Raw genomic sequence first — 16,749 nt, 5'->3', positions numbered from 1 at the left:
AAGGGTGACGCAGGCCTGCAAACTGCGATGCAGTCGGCATAAAGTCGGCGAAAATAGACAAATTGACTCACCTGGCTGGGTGGGTCACCTTGAAAACACGCCGTTTATGGACGGAAACTAAGCTAGTTTCCCCGAGCAGTGGCGTCGGCCAGGCCCCGTATGTTCAGTAAGTATGAGCGGTAGCAGACGAGCAGATCCTCTGCCGGATCGCGCTCGATCTCGGACTCAGCCAATGTGAATCCAAGATCACACCAGTAGCCGAGAAATGACCTCAACGCCTTGGATGACCGCCACAGCCTGTAGCCCTGTGCGCGTCGGGTCGACAGGAAATTGCCGAGAATCGGGCGGGTCAATGTCTCGGCATCAATGCCTTGGGTGGCGAGCCACCGACTCAGGTGAGCCATCAACTGGAGTTGGTTCGCAGCGGCGTTCGGCCGGTAGCCCTGTCGGGCCAACTCGGCAGCGAAGCCCTGGGCATAGGGTGTGAGCGGCCCGGTCATGCGGACCCGTGATGGGTTGGACATCGAGGTTTCTCCTTCCACGGTTGTTAGGATGGAGAAGAGTCGCTTGGATTATGCCGACCTCACGAGCGCGATCTCCGCCCCAGGCAAGGTTGAGCCACGCAACATCGGCATAATTCGGAGGTAGGCATAAGGTCCACAAGACGGCTAACGTGTTGGATAAATTGCCCAAATCGGTACAGCAGAAGGTGAAGTCAGCACTGCATGAGATCTATTTAGCAGAGACCCGTGACAGCGCTCACAAGGCTTTTGACAGTACCCTGCGGCGGTTCCGGGACAAATACCCAAAAGCCATGGAAAATCTGGAGAAGGACCGTGACGAGTTGCTGGCCTTCTACGATTTTCCGGCGATTCACTGGATTCACTTGCGGACCACCAACCCGATCGAATCCACCTTCGCCACAGTACGGCTGAGAACCAAACGGAGCCGATCCTGCGGCTCCCGCGACACCACGTTATCGATGGTGTTCAAACTGCTCCAGTCCGCCCAGAAACGCTGGAAGCGGATCAAGGGGTTCGACCGACTGAGGCTGGTCGTGAACAATGTACAGTTTCGGGATGGAGAACGGGTGGATGATCAATCTGACAGGAACGCTGCCTGAAGCCTCATAACCAGATTTGACAATAACTCCGCCAGAATAAGCACGCAAACATTCATCAGTGAACGATAAAGCAGCCTAAACATTCAACAGTGAATGGAAATTGTCATCAAAAGAAATAGAGACTAAAATCGTTCAACAATGAATGACAAGCTCAGCTCACGCGCCATAGGTGAATGGAATGCCCCGGAAAAAAGTCAGAAATTACAGCCTTTATACGAAAGAAGCCTGCCGCCTGCTGGGCATGCTCATTAGGAACGCACGAAAAGAAAAACGCATGTCCGTTGAAGAGCTGGCCGAGCGGGCAAGCACCTCGCCCAATTTTGTCCGCCGTGTCGAAAAAGGGGGATTAACGGGTGAAATCGGCGTGGCGTTCGAACTCGCGTTTATCGTTGGAGTGCCGCTTTTCCAGCCAGAGAATGCAGACACTCCAAACCCGAAGTATCTGAAATACAAGATCGGTGAAGCCCTTCAAAAAGAGGCACTTCTTCCACAATCCGCCCGGAAGCCAAAGGAGACCGTAAAAGATGACTTCTAAGAACTCTCGGCACGAACTCTACGTCTGGGTCTGGCTGCCCGGCGAAGTCGATCCGGTAGCGGCTGGCCGAATCTATCGGACTAAACAGGGCAGCCTGTATTTCAATTATGGCAACAGCTATTTGCAAAATCAGAAAGCAATCTCACTAAACCCGGACGAATTGCCCTTGCGAAAAGGCTCACACCGCCCAGTGAACGACATGACTATGCCAAGTTGCCTCAGAGATGGCTCGCCTGACGCCTGGGGACGCAGGGTCATCATTCATCGAATGATGGGTAGTGATGCCGACACTGCTGAATTGGATGAACTGACTTATTTAATCGAATCCGGCAGTGATCGAATCGGCGCTCTGGACTTCCAAGAATCTCCGAATACCTACGTACCAAGAGAGACTGACAGTGCGTTGATCGCAGAACTCCTGGAAGCTTCTGATCGCGTACAAAAAGGCCTCCCTCTGACGCCAGAGCTGGACCGGGCACTGAACCACGGCACGTCGATTGGCGGTGCCCGCCCAAAGGCTTTGGTGCAAGATGGCAAGAAGAAGTACGTCGCCAAGTTTTCATCAACCACGGACACCCAGAATGTCGTGAAGGCCGAATATGTGGCAATGCGTCTGGCGGAACTCGCCGGAATCAACGTCGCTCCGGTGCGGATGGAGTCGGCTGCTGGTCGGGATGTGCTGCTGGTTGAACGCTTCGACCGCATCCCCAAGGATGATCAGTTTCAACGAAAGCTCATGCTCTCTGCCCTGACTCTTTTTCAGTTGGACGAAATGTACGCCCGCTATGCCAGTTACGAGGAGCTTACGGACTTGATTCGCCAGAAATTCCACAACCCAACGCAAACCCTCCAGGAACTGTATCGTCGCATGGTGTTCAACATACTGTGCGGCAATACGGACGACCATGCTCGAAATCACGCGGCATTCTATGATGGCAATGCCCTGGAGCTCACACCCGCATACGACATCTGTCCGCAGAATCGATCAACAGGCATTGCCAGCCAGGCTATGGCACTCATTGACGGCAATAACCAAAGCACCTTGGCTCTGTGCAAGAAAGCAGCTCACAAGTTCAATCTCACCGAGGTTCAGGCCAATGAGAACATTGAATCATTGCAAGAGACGATCAGAGCTCACTGGGATCAGGCTTGTGAAGAAGCAAAAATGACCGAGCTGGAAAAGAAATTCTTCTGGAAGAGGCAATTCCTGAACCCCTCCATATACGAGGGAGGAGATCATAACGAAAATCCGCTGTAAAACGCCTCGTGCCGTGCAGCTGAACTCGAGAGAGCTACCCAGACGCCTGACCAGATGGGGCATCACGCGTTAGTACCATCGCCATATAAGGCCTTATATGGCATTCAAAGACGGCGCTCCAGCCTTCGCACCCGAGAAAACTTTACAATACTGCTCAAGGCCAGTTGGCCTGTATAAAGGCTTGCTGATCTTCGCTCTGGTCGAGCTTATCACCCTCTCCCCACCCAATAGCAATTGCAATCAAATATAGCCAAAGCCTGAATCCCCAATCGCCTGGCCGACTGTTTATTCTTTTAGTGTCGCTCCTTGCAGGCGATCTGCCCTTGTAAGCCAATATAGAGAGTTCTATTCGCCCCATCTGTCTGAGCGCCGCGGCCACCTCGTCTTTCATTTGGAGCGGATAGAAAGAAAACCCTCTTCGCCAAAAATCCCAAGCTGCTTTCCGTTCAGCAGAATCCACAGATGACGGCATAACCAGTTTCAATCGAAAACGTGGAATGGGTGGCAACCTTCAGCGGTTTACGCAAAATCACCGAAAAGCGTTCATTTTCGACCAGAATGACTGTTCACGTTAAGCCAGAATGGGTGTTCACGTTCGTCCGGAGTGGGTGTTCATAATGGGCCGGAATATGCAGCAAGGTCTACAGCCTCAATGCATTGATCGATTGGGAGCCAAAGTGCTAATGGATCGCCGTCAACATTATCGATGGGGATGAAACCATACTTTTCATAGAATCGTTTTGAATCATCGTCCTTGGCATCCACCGCGCAGCCGATTCCGCCGACAGATAGGGAGGCGTCAACAATTCGCTCTAAAGACTCAATTAGAAGATATGCACCCAAGCCATATCCTTTTGCGGAATTATCAATGGCCAGGCGAGCTAGACGATAAACAGGGGGATCTGTCGGATACCTTTTCTGAAGAGGATGCCCTTCAGGAAAGGCCACCGTACTGGGGAGGAGGGTGTAATACCCAAGAATTTCTGTTGGGTCATCCTCAATGAGGACATAGGTACGAGTTGCCATTTTTTCATTGCTCTGCCGAGCAATTTTCTTCAGAAACTCGTTTAATGCCTCTTTGCCGCAATCAAACTTCCGGCGGTTGTGTTTCTTATTAATTTCTTCTGTCTTTAAAGTCACGCGCTAACTTCCTGTGTTTAAGCGCAGCAGCCCGGAGTTCCGGGTTAATCGGCTCTGGATTGTCCAGAAGTGCCAGCATTCTATCCGCACTTTTTCGTGAGACTCGAATTTGAACAGCCTGGCGCTCGGCTTCCATCGCTTCTTTCTTGGCTGCATAAATCAGGAACTGACTTAGGCTGCGCCCCGTCAACTCCGCCGCATGCGCAATGAATTTTTGGGTTTCTTCGTCGACACGCGCCACTAAGCGTGTGTCTTTGCTTTGCATATTCATCATATTTTTTATCGATGCGTGGAACTGGACTGGTTAGGTCCCTACTGCATCGTCTCCCCTTTGGTTTACTGTATCGATCCGCATTGCCCCTATTTGTTCGGGTTACGGCGTTGTTCGGGTTACGGCGTTTAACGCATTGCCCTATTTCTAGAGTTACGTTTTTGTATCCAAAATATACCTGCTACTTAACCTATTCTATGGTGCCATAATGGCGCACACGAAAATTCGAGTCAACAATAAGTGCCAAATTGGCACACGCCTATAAGACACAACAAACGGTCGTTTTCTGGACTCTAGGTTAGTACTGTAAAAAATCCTGCTTTTATTATTCCTGAATCCGCGACTTCGCGCGGCTTGCATTGACCTCAAAGCCTGCAACAGCAGGGTCTCAGGCGGTATAATGGCACCGGCGGTACTGTGCTACGACCTACAGAATCTGGAACTATGATTGAAACTATCGCTGCCTAACAATAATGAGGTTGCCATGAAACCCAGATTCAGTCTGGTAGGCCGTTACACTTTTCTCTCGCTAACACTGATGGTTGGTTCGGTTGCGTTGCTCAGCGCGCTTTACGCCACAGTCTCGGACTTGCTGACTGAGCGTCTCGCCGGGGAGCGCCTTGAGGCCCAGGTCGCCGGCAATGTCAATCGTTTGACCAATTTTATCGAGAACCGGATCTACCAGCTTGAAACCCTGTCCACCCACCCCTCTACTCCCCTGTATCTTTCATACAACGATGCGGTGCCCGAAGGTGTCAAAGAACTGGTACGGGTGGAGGCGGATTCACCGGACCTCTACGGCGTTCTGTTTTTCGACGGCAATGAGGAACTGACCGATGTTATTCCGGGTCAGGCCGCATCTGGCAGCCCCTACTGGAGCCGTGAGAACTGGTCACTGGAGGGCCTGCCCACCGTCACTTTTGGCAGCAGTGAGATCATCGGCCCCTACCTGCCCGATGGCGACGGCCCCGCTTGGCTGTTAATCCGTCAACCTTTGAGGAACAGTGCCATTCAGGCTATTGAGGGCTCCATTGGCCTGCATGTGCGGTTAGCGTCTCTCACCGAATTGATGCGCACCGAAAACCTGGCCGGCGTTCTGAAATCCTTTTTGCGCACCCCCGCAGGCGACCTGCTCGATGCCACGGGCAACCTGCAGACAACCGCGCCGGAGGCTCTGCGTACCGGGCCGGAAGTGCTGCCCGGCTGGCGTATTGATTACGTGGTTTCCACGAGTGAAATCCTGAGCCCGTTGCGAGATGCCCAGCTCGGACTCTATGCTTTGGCCAGCGTAATGGTCCTGGGCACGGTGGCCTTATTCTGGGCACTGGCGAGGAGTCTGCGTCGGCGGGTTGCCCGGCTGACCGAAGGCGCCGAAGCCTTTGCCTCCGGTGACCTGAAATTTCGTCTGCAGGCACCAAGGAACGATAAGGATGAGATCGATGTGTTGGCACACGCCTTCAACGCCATGGCAGACCGCCTGCAAGAAATGATCCAGCGCACGGTTCAGGCGGAAAATCTCGCTGTGCTGGGGGAGTTCGCCACGGGGGTCGCCCATGAGGTGCGCAATCCGCTGGCTACCATCAAGCTGACGGTTCAGGCACTGGAAAAAGGGGAAACCGATGACCAGCGACGGGATCTGCTGATCTCCGTGGAGGATGAAATTGATCGCCTCAACCGCGTGGTCGGTAACTTGCTCGATTACGCCCGTCCGGTCGCCGGGGCCCCTGAGCAAGTCGATATCAGACGGGTATTCCGCCATACCTCCGTACTCACCACCGGGCTGGCAGAAACCCATGAGGTGACGGTAAGCGCCAGCGGCGATGCACGACAGTCCATTTACGCCAGCCCCGACCAAGTCATCCAGTGCCTGGTCAATCTGGTAGCCAATGCCATTCAGGCCTGCGAACCCGGGGGCGTCGTTCAGCTGCGGGCATTCCGCCACGGGGACCGGGTTACCGTAGATATCAACGATAATGGCTGCGGCATGCATGAAAGCGTCCTGCAGCGGGTCACGGAACCCTTCTTCACGACCCGGCAGGAAGGTATCGGCCTAGGACTGAGCATCACTCGCCAATTGATTGAGCTTAATAAGGGCGATTTGCTGATCCAGAGCACCGAGGGAGGGGGCACCACAGTTTCCGTCACCCTGCCGACAGCAAACAGTGATAACCTTTTACTACAGCAGAAAACACAAAAACAACGAACTACTGACAACCAACATGCGCTCACAGATTCTGATCGTTGATGACGAACAACGCTTTGTCCGCTCACTCACCTTCGCCCTGAACCAGGCCGGTATCCAAAGCCAGTGCGCCTACACCGGTGAAGCGGGCCTGGCAGCTCTGGCGAAAAATCTGCCAGACTTGATGCTGCTCGATTTGCGGCTTCCAGAAATGAGCGGCATGGATGTCCTGTACGAAGCTGTCCGGCTGTATCCTGAACTACCTGTGGTGATGATATCCGCCCATGGCGATACCCGGGCGGCGGTGCAGGCAGTAAAGGCCGGCGCTACCGACTACCTCACCAAACCCTTTGCACTTGACGAACTACTTCACCTGATACAGAACATCACTGAGCGCACCCGCATGCAGGAAGAGCTCACCTACCATCGCACCCGAGGGGCCTCCTCGTCCGGCCTGATAGGCTCAAGTGAGGCCATGACCCATCTTTGGCAAACGATCCAGCGCGTTGCCAGCAGCAGTGCAGGCAGAATTCTGCTGCTGGGCGAGTCTGGCACCGGCAAGGCCGTCGTGGCCCGAGCCATCCATGAACAAAGCGCGCGATCCTCCGAAGCCTTTGTTGAGATCAACTGCGCCGCACTGCCAGAACAGCTCATCGAAGCGGAATTGTTTGGTGCCGAGAAAGGGGCCTACACCGGCGCTCACCAAAAGCGCTCCGGCTTGGTGGCTATGGCCCACCGGGGCACCCTGTTTCTGGATGAAATCGGAGAATTGCCTCTCCCACTGCAGGCAAAGTTTCTGCACTTTCTGGAAAACGGTGACTACCGGCCGGTTGGCGGCGGCGGCAGCAACCATATCGCGGATGTGCGGGTCATTGCGGCCACCAATCGATCCCTTGAAGATGAAGTCCGCCAGGGTCATTTCCGGGAAGACCTCTATTTCCGGCTAAATGTCATTGCAATGACGATCCCGCCGCTTCGCGAGCGAGGCGATGACCTTCATGAATTGCTGGACGCCTTCATTGACTCACAGGCCCGGGAAGAAAGCTGCCGTCCTATCAAGATACCCCTGGAGGCCCTGAATTTAATGCTGGCCTACAGCTGGCCGGGCAATGTTCGTGAGTTACGCAATCTGGTGGAGCGCCTGACCATTCTCTACCCCGGCCAGTTGATCCAGCCGCAGCACCTTCCCGCCGAATTCCACGCAGCCAGCGTGTCTACGGGAGACAACAAGCAGTTGAGGGAATCCTCCCTTGACCAGCACCTTCAGCGTGCGGAGCGTCAGCTGGTGCTGGAGGCCCTGGAAAAAACCGACGGCCACAAGGGTAAGGCGGCCGAACAGCTGGGGCTTTCCCGGCATGCCTTCAAACGCCGTCTGCAACGCTTGGGGATTACCTGAATAATTGAGCGAAGAGCGCTCACTGCCGCCGCCCGCTCTGAGCGCTTTGCGCTCACAACGCCGCCTGATGTAGAGACGGGGAAGCCTCATTCGTCTTGCGCCCCGCCTGAATGCGCCTTTCACGTACATTGGCACCCGTTTTGCGTTCTGTCCTGCCAGTTGGTTCACAATAAAAACACATAACCACACGCCGGATATGTTCGGCTCGGGAGACTGAGTTGCCGGGACTGCTGGCCCGCTTGCGCCAAGCTCTGTTCATTGATTGCACAGCGACCTGCCTGGGCAGCTTGCCAGTCTATGCGGGTTTGGCTGCCGTTATACTGCTCGGCGTGAACTCGAGCCAGGCCGCAGTCCGGGTGCCGGCCACACCACTGGTGGGGCGGGTCGAGTTGGGTGCCGCTAAAAATGCAGCCGACGCCACGGTTGCCTGCATGTATCCCATGACCGGTCGCTCCGCCAGTTATAGCCGGGACAGCATTGTCGCCATAAAACTCGCCCTTGAAGAACTCAGCGCTGATCCTGCTGCGCCCAGGCTGCGGGTGATCGTCGACGACTCCCGCTCCAAGTCTTCGTTTGCCGTTCGCATGGCGGAAGACTTTATTCGCCAGGATAACGCCAACATCCTCTGCGGCATGGTTAGTTCGGGTGTGGGCATGGCTGTCAGCCGCCTGGCGAAACAACGAAAGATCATTCTGATCGGCACTGACCATGCCTCCTCAAGAGCAACTCTTGAGGAGGGCCACGAATACTACTTCCGGGTCTCCAGCGACACCTGGTATTCCCATGCCGCTGGCGCGCGTTACCTGCAGGAACTGCAACAGAAAACCGGTTGGAAGAAGCTGGCTTTTCTTGGGCCGGATTATGAGTATGGCAGGGTCGCCTGGCGCGACCTGCAGCAGGCGCTGGAACTGCTCGGGGTGGACTATGAGGTAACGGGCACATACTGGCCCAAGCTCTACGAGCCGGATTACTCACTTTATATCCAGGCTTTGCTTGAGTCGCAGCCGGACGTACTCGTGGTGGCTCTGTGGGGTGGCGATTTTACGGCCTTTATCGCTCAGGCCCGCACAACTCGACTGTTCCTGCAGATGCGCGTCGCCAATTTTGATGCCGGCGGCGACTACGAAACCCTGGTCAGTCTGGGCCCGGAAGCCCCGGAAGGGCTCATCCTGTCCGCCCGACACCACGTAAACTGGCCCGACACCAAACTGAACCACCAATTCGTCAACCGGTTCCACGCCCTGTCGGGACGCTATCCCAGTTACTCCGCGCAAGGGGCCTACGCAGGCATGCTCATCATAGCCAGCGCAATTCGCCAGGCCGGCAAGGCCTCCGACACAGACGCCATGATTTCGGCACTGGAAGGATTGCACATTCGTCTGCCCAAGGATCCCGAGGGTTATGTCTCCTATATCGACCCGGACACTCACCAAATCGTCCAGGCGCAAGTGATCGGCATACCGGTACCCAACACACACTATCCGCCGGCCCAAGTCATGCTGGGCAACTGGCGTATTTACGATGCTGAATCCCTGAAACCGTCCCCCGCTCTCGTCAAGAAGCGACGCGGTGAATCCGGCAACTGACCTCTGGCCAGCTGCTTTTTCACAAAAACAATGAAGGAGAAGACAATGGGACACTCCCTGCAACCCAAACCCTGGCAGCGGAAGCTCCTGGGCACCGCCACCTCGCTGGCCATAGCCTCTGTCGGTGTCATGGGCTTCACGGGTTCCGCCAGCGCCCAGGAAGACACCTTCAAGGTCGGACTGGTGACTTTTCTGTCCGGCGGTGCATCTGGCCCATTCGGGGTCCCGGCGGCGCAGGCCGCTGAGACAGTGATCAAGGCAATTAACGAGGGCACCCTGCCGGCGCCCTACAACACCAAGGGTATCAACGGACTGCAGTTGGAGTCGGTGGTCATCGACGAAGCCGGTGGCCCCACCAAACAAGTTGAGGAATACCGGAACCTGGTCCAGCGTCAGAATGTTGATGCGGTGATCGGCTATATCTCCAGTGGTGATTGCCTGGCGGTCAGCCCGGCCGCCGAAGAACTGAAGACATTTACCATCGCCTTTGACTGCGGCACGCCGCGCCTTTTCCCGGAACTGGACAACCCGCAGTACTTTTTCCGGACCGGCCTTGATGCCACCGCGGATAACGTTGCCGCCGCCCACTACCTGAAAGAAACCCGTCCGGACATCAGGCGAGTGGCCGGTATCCAGCAGAACTATGCCTGGGGTCAGGATTCCTGGAATGACTTCCGGGAGTCCATGAAGCAGTTGATGCCAGATACCGAGTTTGTGGATAACCAGACGCCCCAGATTTTCCAGGGCAGTTACGGCACCGAAATTTCCGCCCTCCAGACCCGTCGTCCCGAAATCATTCATTCCAGTATGTGGGGTGGCGACATGGAGGCGTTCGTAGCACAGGCCAATGTGCGCGGGCTTCTCGAACAGGCAACGGCTGTGCTGACTACTGGCGAATCCGGTTTTAACCGGTTTAAAAACCAGGCACCTGACGGCACGATCATCGGTGGTCGTGGCCCCTTCGGTGCGTTCATGCCAGACAACGACCTGAGTGACTGGTTCTCGAAAGCCTATGAAGCGAAGCACGGCGTACCGCCCAGCTATCCTGCGTCGAAGATGGCCCAGGCTCTGCTGGCGCTGAAGTACGCAGCTGACAATTCCGGGGCCAAGGGCAAGCCGTCGGACGAGCAGCTTGCGTCTACTCTTAAAAACGCAACCTTCGAATCCGTGAGTGGCAAGGTTCGGATGGCACTGGCCAATGGCCATCAGGCGTTGCAACCGATGTACTACGGCGAATACTACTATTCACCGGATTCCGGGCCGGAGTTGCGTAACGTTCGCTCCTATGCCGGTGAGTGTGTCTCTCCGCCCGATAATCACGATGCCCAGGAGTGGATCAAGGCAGGCTTCCCTGAAGCCAAGTGCGACTGATCCATCACTCGGGTTCCGGTGCTTATTATAAGGTACCGGAGCCCTTCCAGCAGGAGTAGACACAGATGTTAACCATCTGGGCGATTCTGATAGACGGCCTTATCTACGCGTCCTGGCTGTTTCTTGTTGCAGCTGGGCTGACCGTCATTTATGGCGTTATGCGCATCCTGAACATGGCCCACGGCAGCCTATACGCTCTCGGGGCATACGCGGCGGCTTCATCCATAGGCTGGTATTACGCCAGTGGCGGGGATCAACTGTGGATTGCCTTCGCGCTCCTTGCCGGCTGCGCCATCGCCATCGGAGCAGCAGCCGGCCTCATCATGGAACGGGGAATCCTCCGACTGATGTATGGGCGTGACGAAGTACTGATGCTGATCGTTACCTTTGCCCTGCTGTTGATCCTGGAAGACCTTATGAAACTCGTCTGGGGAACGACACCCTATTTCGCCTATCAGCCTTACACTGCCCTGGGCCGCTTCAATATTGGTGTGCTGACGGTATCCGGCTACCAGATCATGGTGATCGGCGTATCCGCAGTTGTTGGCGCCATCATGTGGTTCTGGCTGGAGCGTACGCGTACCGGAAAGATCCTTCGCTCCATTATTCATGATCGCGAAGTGTCCGAGGCCATGGGTGTGAATGTCCGCCGCATGTTTACCATGACCTTTGTGATCGGTGCCGGCCTCGGCGCGATTGCCGGTGGCTTTACCGCACCCATTATTTCGGTGGTTCCCGGCATCGGCGTTGAGGTCATTGTCGTGGCCTTCGCGGTCGTCGTTACCGGTGGGCTGGGCAGCATTACCGGTGCCGCCATCGGGGCACTGATCGTCGGTCTGGCCCGGGCGGCCTCGATCCATACCATGCCGCAACTGGAACTGTTCATCATTTATGCGGTGATGGCTGCAGTACTGATCTTCCGTCCCCACGGGCTGTTTGGCCGGGCCACGGCGAGGAAAATATGATGCGTCTGCAAAAAACAGAAATGTTGCTGATAGTGGCAGCCCTGTTGCTTGGGCTTTCATCGCTCATCAGCCCTGACTGGCTGGTCTTCACATCGACCCTGGCGATTGCCGCCGCCCTCGTCGTCATGGGTGTGGTCATGCTAATGCGGGCAGGCCTGATTTCCTTTGGCCAGGGGCTGTTCTACTCCATGGGTGGATATGCGGTCGGTCTCGGTGGACGCTTTCTCGGTGTGACCGATGCGCTGGCCCTCATTGGCATGGGCATCATCGCAACGGTTGCCCTGGCCATGGTGTTGGGGCTTTTGTTGACGCGATATCGGGAAATCTTTTTCGCCATGCTCACGCTGGCTTTTTCCATGATTCTCTACGGTATTCTCGTGAAGAGCCAGGGACTTGGCAGCACGGACGGCTTTGGCGTGGTGAAGTGGTCAATCCTGGGTTACCAACCCGGCCAGGGCCTGGAAAGCACCACAACTCTCTGGCTGGCGGTCGTCCTGGCTCTCGCCGCGGCACTGTTCCTGAACCGCTACTTCCAGTCCAGTATCGGGCTGGCTTGCGAGGCGATCCGTGAGAATGAGGTGCGCGTTGAATACATGGGGATCTCGCGGCGCCAGGTGCTGTACATCAATTACGTCATTGCTGCCGCCCTGGGGTCCGTTGGCGGTTCACTGACGGCCCTGACGGCAGGGCATGTTGATCCCACCATGGCTTACTGGACGATTTCCGGTGAGTTTGTGTTCATTGCACTGCTTGGCGGGACGGGCCACGTTGCTGCGCCGTTTATTGCTGCGTTCATCTTTATCCTGGTGAGGACCTACGCGGTCGAGCTGTTTCCCAATTCCTGGCAACTCATATTGGGCATAGTTCTGCTACTGATTATCCTGTTCCTGCCCAAAGGTATCTGGAGTCTGTTCATCCGAAAGCGGGGCGCTGAAGCATGACCGACATACTGAAGACGGAAGGCCTTTCCCGCTATTTTGGTGCCGTGGTTGCCGCTGATGATATCAATGTCACCATCACGGACGGGGAAATCGTCGGGGTCATCGGCTCGAACGGGGCGGGCAAGACCACCTTTATCAATATGGTAACCGGTTATCTGCCGCCCTCCTCCGGTGTCATCAACTTTGATGGCCAGCCCATCAGAAATCTCGGCCCCCGGAAACTTATGCGCCGTGGCTTGGCTCGCTCGTTCCAGGTTCCACAGCTTTTCCTGGAACTTTCCGTTCTGGACAATCTCGCGATCGCCCTGTCCGCTGCTGAAGGCCGGCAACTGAACATGACACGCCCGGTGCGCACGCCGGAACGTATTTCGGCAGCGGACGAGATTCTGGAGCAGATGAATATCACTCAGTACAGGGATGGAATGGTCACGGCCATGCCCCAGGGTGCCCGAAAACTGCTGGATATTGCGATTGCCATGCTGGGCGAGCCGAAGATGCTGCTGCTGGATGAGCCCACCAGCGGCGTCAGCACGGAAGAGAAGTACAATCTGATGGACACCGTAATGGAGGTGGTTCGCCGGCGGGGCCTGACCGTGCTTTTTGTCGAGCACGACATGGAGATCGTCCAGCGCTATGTTACCCGGGTTCTGGCCTTCGCCAGCGGCGTTGTCATCAAGGATGGCGTCATCGACGAGGTCCTTGCGGATGAACAGGTCCAGGAGTTGGTGACCGGTAAACGCCAGCCCCAAACCGAGCAGGGAGACGTCAGACATGAGCCTTAACATCACTCACCTTGACGTATTGATCGAAAAAATCGGTATTCTGCGGGATATAAACCTGACCATTCCCGGCGGGGAGATGGCGAACCTGATCGGCCATAACGGCGCCGGCAAGACGACGCTGATCAAGGCCATCATGGGCCTGCTGCCATCGGCCGCCGGCAAGATCGAGTTCAAGGGAGAGAACCTGACCCGCCATGCGTCCCATAGCCGCGCCAGAATGGGCATCAGCTATATGCCAGAGGATCGCCGTCTGATCCCGGAACTGACCGTTAGCGAAAATATGCTGATGCCGGCCTGGGCAAACAAAATCAAGGACGGTGAAGATCGCCTGAAATGGGTTTACTCCCTGATGCCGGAGATCGCCGATTTCGGAGAGCGCAAGGCCCTGCAGCTCTCCGGTGGTCAACAAAAACTGGTCGCCCTGGGCCGCGCCCTGATACCGGGTCGGGAGCTGATCCTGCTGGACGAGCCATTCGAAGGCGTGGCGCCGGTACTGGCCATGCGACTGACGTCTGTCATTGCAGACCTGCGCGGGGAAGGCCTGACGGTATTGATCGCAGAGTCGGACGACACCCACTCTGCGGATCTGGTAGACGCCACCTGGCGCATCGAACGCGGCTCCGTTTCGGCGGGTCGTGAACACGCATCGGCGTCAGTGGACTGAGCCTCGAACAACGATTGACCGAGGAGAAATGCAATGAAAATTCGTGCAGCTGTTCTGCAAGCCATTGGTGCCGAACGCCCTTATCAGGACACCCAACCACTCGTCATTGAAGAACTGGAACTGGACCCGCCTGGCGATAATGAGGTGCTGGTGCAAATCAAAGCCGCCGGCCTGTGCCACTCCGACCTGTCGGTGATCGACGGTAACCGGCCGCGCCCGGTGCCCATGGCCCTGGGCCACGAAGCGGCCGGGGTTGTGAAATCGGTCGGCAACGGGGTCCGCGACCTGAAAGAAGGCGATCATGTGGTTGCCGTATTTGTACCCAGCTGTGGCCACTGCGCCCCCTGCGCGGAAGGCCGGCCGGCCCTGTGCGAGCCTGCTGCGAAAACCAATAACGCCGGCACCCTGGTCAGCGGCGAACACCGCCTGCATCGGGCGGATGGCACCGCCATCAATCACCATCTGGGGGTTTCCGCCTTTGCCGATCATGCGGTGGTATCGCGGGACTCCCTGGTCAAGGTCGATCCAGCGCTACCCCTGCATCACGCCGCACTGTTCGGTTGTGCGGTACTGACCGGCGTCGGTGCCGCCATCAACTCCGCAGGCATCAAGGCGGGGCAGACCGTAGCCGTCATTGGTCTCGGTGGGGTCGGCCTCAACAGCGTACTGGGCGCCCTGGTAGCCGGAGCTGGCGAGGTGTTCGCGATTGATCTGGACAACGACAAGCTTGCGCTGGCGAAGGAACTGGGCGCGACCCACACCTTCAACTCCGGTGAAGATGGTTGCGGGGACAAGATCAAAACCCTGACCAGCGGCGGCGTGGACTGCGCGATTGAAATGGCCGGCTCCGAAAAGGCCCTGGAGTTCGCATACCAGATCACCCGCCGTGGTGGCACCACCGTCACCGGCGGCCTGGCCCATCCGGAAAAGAAAGTCGCCATCCAGCAGGTCAGCCTGGTTGCCGAAGAACGCACCCTGAAAGGCAGCTATGTCGGCAGTTGCGTGCCCGTACGTGATATCGCCCGCTACGTCACTCTGTTTCGTCAGGGCAAGCTGCCGGTGGACAAACTGCTCAGTGGTACGCTAAGGCTGGACCAGATTAACGAGGGATTTGAAAAGCTGGCCTCAGGCAAGGCAGTCCGCCAGGTTGTCCTGTTTGATTAGTCGAAGCGGTCGGGGGCCCTGTTTCCCGGAACGATTTCCGGACCGGTTCTCTTTATGTGAGAAAACTGTGCTCTTACAGTTGAACAATCCGGCCTAACCCAGATTCAGGAGCCCGACATTGGAACGAGAAGACTTCACCATTTTTTACCCCATCACCACGCGATGGATGGACAACGATGTGTATGGGCACATCAATAACGTCACCTACTATTCCTACTTCGACACTGCCATAAACCAGTATCTGATTGATGAGGGAGGCCTGGATATCCACAACGCCCCCATCGTCGGATACATTGTCAGTTCAAACTGTCAGTTCCGAAAACCGGCAGCCTATCCCGAGGCCATCGAGTCGGGGCTCCGCGTGGTAAAAATCGGCAGCAGTTCGGTGACTTACGAGGTTGGCGTTTTCAGGAAAGGTGATCGAAAAGCAGCCGCATTCGGGCAGGTTGTGCATGTGTTCGTGGACCGCAGGAATAATGCTCCGACCTCCATCCCCGGCGAAATCCGGGCGGCACTTGAGCGGATACTGGTGGACTGAAACATAAACCCGCTAAAAACCTTGCGAATCCGCAGCAAAGAGGATTGAATCTTCGATGAACTAATTCAGGACTATCCTTATAAATGGATGCTTTGTCTGAAGCCTTTCGACTGATTATCACGCTGGACTCAGATCTGTTCGAAATTCTCTGGCTGTCCATTCGGGTGAGTGTCACTGCACTGGTGATATCCGCGGTCATCGCTTTGCCCCTGGGGACCTGGCTGGCGATCACCAGATTTCCGGGGCGCAAATTCTGCATTCTTTTGCTGAACGCGCTGATGGGCATTCCCCCGGTGGTTGTGGGGTTGATTGTGTATTTGCTGCTGTCACGGTCCGGTCCGCTGGGCTGGCTGGGCCTGCTGTACACACCCTCTGCCATGATTATTGCGCAAGTGGTGCTGATTACCCCGATTATTGCGGCGCTGTCGAATCAGGTGATTGAGCACCTTCATCAGGAGTACAGGGATACGTTCTACTCCATGGGTATCACCGGGCGCCGCGCGGTGGCGGCCTACATGGTGGATGCGCGCTATGCGCTGACTACCTGCATTCTGGCGGGCTTCGGCCGGGCTATTGCCGAGGTTGGCGCCGTTATTATCGTCGGCGGCAACATTGATCATTTAACCCGTGTAATGACCACCGCCATTGCGCTGGAAACCTCCAAGGGCAACCTGACTCTGGCTTTGGCCCTGGGTGCTGTGTTGCTCACACTGTCACTGCTGGTCAACGCACTGGTGATCGGCATCCGTGAATACGCTGCGAAGCGCCAATATGCCTAGCTCACTCTTGCCCATATGTATCAGTGATCTGCGCCTTATTAAAGGCAATCGGGC

General features: G+C 56.3%; 16 protein-coding genes and 1 pseudogene. 14 read left to right on the top strand and 3 right to left on the bottom strand.

The annotated features are described in order from the left end of the window. Nucleotides 1-122 precede the first annotated feature (122 nt). Nucleotides 123-524: a hypothetical protein gene (locus QPL96_RS17205; protein WP_303288544.1), complete on the bottom strand. Its 402-nt coding sequence runs from the start codon at nt 522-524 to the stop codon at nt 123-125. 131 nt (nt 525-655) lie between these two features. On the opposite strand from QPL96_RS17205, the pseudogene QPL96_RS17200 reads away from it, so the two are divergent. The 3 genes and pseudogenes from QPL96_RS17200 to QPL96_RS17190 form a co-directional block, all read left to right on the top strand. Next, nucleotides 656-1,123: pseudogene (locus QPL96_RS17200) on the top strand (transposase); the annotation flags it as partial. Between the two features lie 178 nt (nt 1,124-1,301). Beyond that, nucleotides 1,302-1,658 carry a helix-turn-helix transcriptional regulator gene (locus tag QPL96_RS17195; protein WP_303288543.1) on the top strand — a complete coding sequence of 119 codons (357 nt, stop codon included), beginning with the start codon at nt 1,302-1,304 and terminating at the stop codon, nt 1,656-1,658. Next, nucleotides 1,648-2,916: a type II toxin-antitoxin system HipA family toxin gene (locus tag QPL96_RS17190; RefSeq protein WP_303288542.1), complete on the top strand. Its 1,269-nt coding sequence runs from the start codon at nt 1,648-1,650 to the stop codon at nt 2,914-2,916. Before QPL96_RS17195 ends, QPL96_RS17190 begins: the two co-directional genes overlap by 11 nt. A 612-nt stretch (nt 2,917-3,528) precedes the next feature. Here QPL96_RS17190 and QPL96_RS17185 read toward each other — a convergent pair. Both QPL96_RS17185 and QPL96_RS17180 read right to left on the bottom strand, forming a co-directional pair. Further along, the gene (locus QPL96_RS17185) at nt 3,529-4,056 is read right to left on the bottom strand and encodes a GNAT family N-acetyltransferase (RefSeq protein ID WP_303288541.1); all 528 of its coding nucleotides are present in this window, start codon (nt 4,054-4,056) and stop codon (nt 3,529-3,531) included. After that, nucleotides 4,031-4,330, bottom strand: a complete 300-nt coding sequence (locus QPL96_RS17180; RefSeq protein ID WP_303288540.1) for a DUF1778 domain-containing protein — start codon at nt 4,328-4,330, stop codon at nt 4,031-4,033. Before QPL96_RS17180 ends, QPL96_RS17185 begins: the two co-directional genes overlap by 26 nt. Before the next feature lie 481 nt (nt 4,331-4,811). Here QPL96_RS17180 and QPL96_RS17175 point away from each other — a divergent pair, with 481 nt between their 5' ends. The 11 genes from QPL96_RS17175 to QPL96_RS17125 all read left to right on the top strand — a co-directional run bounded on the left by QPL96_RS17175 (nt 4,812) and on the right by QPL96_RS17125 (nt 16,695). Then, the gene (locus QPL96_RS17175) at nt 4,812-6,572 is read left to right on the top strand and encodes a PAS domain-containing sensor histidine kinase (RefSeq protein WP_303288539.1); all 1,761 of its coding nucleotides are present in this window, start codon (nt 4,812-4,814) and stop codon (nt 6,570-6,572) included. After that, nucleotides 6,547-7,905 carry a sigma-54 dependent transcriptional regulator gene (locus tag QPL96_RS17170; protein ID WP_303288538.1) on the top strand — a complete coding sequence of 453 codons (1,359 nt, stop codon included), beginning with the start codon at nt 6,547-6,549 and terminating at the stop codon, nt 7,903-7,905. Before QPL96_RS17175 ends, QPL96_RS17170 begins: the two co-directional genes overlap by 26 nt. Before the next feature lie 218 nt (nt 7,906-8,123). Beyond that, entirely contained in the window at nt 8,124-9,491 is a 1,368-nt protein-coding gene (locus QPL96_RS17165; protein WP_303288537.1) for an ABC transporter substrate-binding protein, read from the top strand. Between the two features lie 45 nt (nt 9,492-9,536). Next, nucleotides 9,537-10,862, top strand: a complete 1,326-nt coding sequence (locus tag QPL96_RS17160; protein WP_303288536.1) for an ABC transporter substrate-binding protein — start codon at nt 9,537-9,539, stop codon at nt 10,860-10,862. Nucleotides 10,863-10,927: 65 nt separating this feature from the next. Next, nucleotides 10,928-11,827 carry a branched-chain amino acid ABC transporter permease gene (locus QPL96_RS17155; RefSeq protein ID WP_303288535.1) on the top strand — a complete coding sequence of 300 codons (900 nt, stop codon included), beginning with the start codon at nt 10,928-10,930 and terminating at the stop codon, nt 11,825-11,827. Next, on the top strand, nt 11,824-12,768 hold the full coding sequence (locus QPL96_RS17150; protein WP_368388922.1) for a branched-chain amino acid ABC transporter permease: 945 nt from the start codon (nt 11,824-11,826) through the stop codon (nt 12,766-12,768). The genes QPL96_RS17155 and QPL96_RS17150 overlap by 4 nt, the downstream gene beginning before the upstream one ends. After that, entirely contained in the window at nt 12,765-13,550 is a 786-nt protein-coding gene (locus tag QPL96_RS17145; protein WP_303288534.1) for an ABC transporter ATP-binding protein, read from the top strand. Before QPL96_RS17150 ends, QPL96_RS17145 begins: the two co-directional genes overlap by 4 nt. After that, nucleotides 13,540-14,214, top strand: coding sequence for an ATP-binding cassette domain-containing protein (locus tag QPL96_RS17140; protein WP_303288533.1), 675 nt, complete (start codon nt 13,540-13,542; stop codon nt 14,212-14,214). The genes QPL96_RS17145 and QPL96_RS17140 overlap by 11 nt, the downstream gene beginning before the upstream one ends. 33 nt (nt 14,215-14,247) lie before the next feature. Next, nucleotides 14,248-15,378, top strand: a complete 1,131-nt coding sequence (locus QPL96_RS17135; protein WP_303288532.1) for a zinc-dependent alcohol dehydrogenase family protein — start codon at nt 14,248-14,250, stop codon at nt 15,376-15,378. Nucleotides 15,379-15,496: 118 nt separating this feature from the next. Beyond that, nucleotides 15,497-15,916 (top strand): thioesterase family protein, encoded by a 420-nt coding sequence (locus tag QPL96_RS17130; RefSeq protein WP_303288531.1) that lies wholly within the window; start codon nt 15,497-15,499, stop codon nt 15,914-15,916. An 83-nt stretch (nt 15,917-15,999) separates the two neighbouring features. Then, a complete protein-coding gene (locus tag QPL96_RS17125; RefSeq protein ID WP_303288530.1) occupies nt 16,000-16,695 on the top strand; it encodes an ABC transporter permease in 696 nt (231 codons plus the stop codon). The last annotated feature ends 54 nt before the right edge of the window (nt 16,696-16,749 follow it).

The organism is Marinobacter sp. SS8-8, from assembly GCF_030540945.1.
GTDB lineage: Bacteria > Pseudomonadota > Gammaproteobacteria > Pseudomonadales > Oleiphilaceae > Marinobacter.
This window is presented reverse-complemented; position numbering and strand designations above follow the sequence as displayed.